2 protein-coding genes are annotated in these 1965 nt (G+C 68.6%); both read right to left on the bottom strand.

Features of this window, described 5'->3' with window-relative positions; translation table 11 throughout:
* Positions 1-343 precede the first annotated feature (343 nt).
* Positions 344-1441, bottom strand: coding sequence for a nucleotidyl transferase AbiEii/AbiGii toxin family protein (locus tag QOL99_RS16710; RefSeq protein WP_456318873.1), 1098 nt, complete (start codon positions 1439-1441; stop codon positions 344-346).
* A gap of 103 nt (positions 1442-1544) precedes the next feature.
* A partial coding sequence (locus QOL99_RS16700) for a type IV toxin-antitoxin system AbiEi family antitoxin domain-containing protein (protein ID WP_285525500.1) occupies positions 1545-1965 on the bottom strand: 421 nt, incomplete at its 5' end.

Below are 1965 nucleotides of genomic sequence, written 5' to 3'. Positions count from 1 at the left end.
GAAGCCGTGCTGGACGTGCTTTTCTAAAACTGAAAGATGTCAGTTTTCCAACTCTTCGGCCATCCGGGTCAGGATAGGCGGAGTTCGAATGGCTGGCGGCGTGACCTGCCCATTGGACGGACAACGCTTCCTCTACAGAATTGACAGCCCATGTGATGGGTTGGCCCCTTTTGTACCGGATGACCACGCAGCACACCGGAGTCATTTCACGGCCCCGGGGAGGTCGGTGTGGGAACTGTCGGCGGAGGTATGGGGAGCGCCCAGAGGGGGAGTCAACTCATGTCCCGCGCGAGACCCGCTTCGCCCGCGGGTCTGGGGGAACACCAGCCGGGTCGGTTCCGCCTCACCTCCACCGCAGGGTCATGGGATCCCAGGCTCCCGGCATCCGCTCGGGGAGAGTGGTGGCGACCACTCCAGGAAAGGCCCGAATGACCCCCATCACGTCCCGAAAGTCCGGCAGCCGCGCCCAGGCGTTCTTCTTGCGGTAGCGCGCCCAGTTGCCCGTCACGGCCGCGTCGGTGGCAAAGTCCTCTCCCAGCAGGAACGGCAGGTCGGCCAGCGGTGTGCCTCGCACCTGAAAACTCCGCGCCATCGCCTCGCCCAACTCGCGGGCGGGCATGCCGCGGGCACTCTCGCCCGGGAGGGGAGAGGGCGGGTCGTACCGGGCGATCTGCCACAGGTCGTGGAAGTCCTTCATGCGGGTGTTGGCGACGTTCAGTTCCACCATGGCGGCGAACTTCTCCGCGACCACCTGCTCGAGGGGGTAGGCCCGCAGCCGCACGGCCTCGGGGATCACCAGCCGCGGGTACTCGAGGAGGCAGGCCCCGGGGTGGATGACGTTCCCGAAGGAGACGTCCAGCTCGACCGGCTGGCGGGACGTCCCCAGGTGTGCGGTGAGGCGGACGTTGACCACCGGATGGGCGGCCGACTCCGGGGCGACGCTGCGGACCTGCACCTCCTCCGGGGGAAACAGGAGGTGGTCCCCGAAAGGCTGTGCACAGATCTCCCGAATCCACCCGGCGACCTCCTCGGGGGTGGCGGCCGGCCCCTGCGCGGCGAGATCGAGGNCACATCCGCCCGCTCCGAGGGAACGCGACAGGTAAAGACGACGAACACGGCGCTCACGGCAGCTCCCCTTCAGGTCACGCCGGTCAGCCTGAGCCTGTAGCCAGGTGGTCTGGTGGCCGGAGGACCCTGTGCGGCGAGATCGAGGTCGCGCGTGGGGCGGCCCAGTTCGCGGTACCGGGCGAAGAGGCTGGCGCCGCCCTTGAGGACGAAGCGCTCGGCGTGGGGGCTCAGGTCCAGGCGGCCCAGGAAGCCCTGGTGANCGGCCCAGTTCGCGGTACCGGGCGAAGAGGCTGGCGCCGCCCTTGAGGACGAAGCGCCCCGCGTGGGCGCTCAGGTCCAACCGGCCCAGAAAGCCCTGGTGGGCGTAGGCCATCTGCAGCGGCATGACCTGAAGCTGCGCGGGCGTGAGACCCAGGGCGGCGGCCTCGTTCTTGAGGCGCGCGGCGATGCTGGCCACCGGGTTCTTGACGATCCTGTCAGGCACGCAGCACCGCCAGGTCGGCCCGGATGACCTTCTCCACCCGGCACACCCGGGCGGCGGCGAGCAGGGGTGAGGTCGCCCCCGGTGTTCCGCCCAGTCCGCCGTGCTCCAAGTAGGCCTTGAGAATGGTCAGGTAGGTCTCGCGGCCAAGCTTGTGGCGGCGGGCGCAGAAGTCGGCCACGGTCTTCGCGGCGTTGAAGGTGCGGATGGGCGTGCCAGTGCTGGTGTCGACGGTCTGGCCGTGGAGGTAGACCTCGTCGGTCATCCAGTGGAAGTGAACGCCATCGGCTCGGGGCGTCCGGCCGACGCTCCTCCTTGGGAGGGCGAGGTCGGTTTCAAGGGGCTCGGAGGTCGTGAGGTGCAGGAGACTGGCGGCGCTTTCCAGACAGGCGACCGTCTTGGGGAAACGGAGTTGC

It is taken from the genome of Deinococcus rhizophilus (assembly GCF_030271215.1).
Classification (GTDB): domain Bacteria; phylum Deinococcota; class Deinococci; order Deinococcales; family Deinococcaceae; genus Deinococcus; species Deinococcus rhizophilus.
Note: the sequence above shows the minus strand (reverse complement) of the source record. Positions and strands in the feature narration are given on the sequence as shown.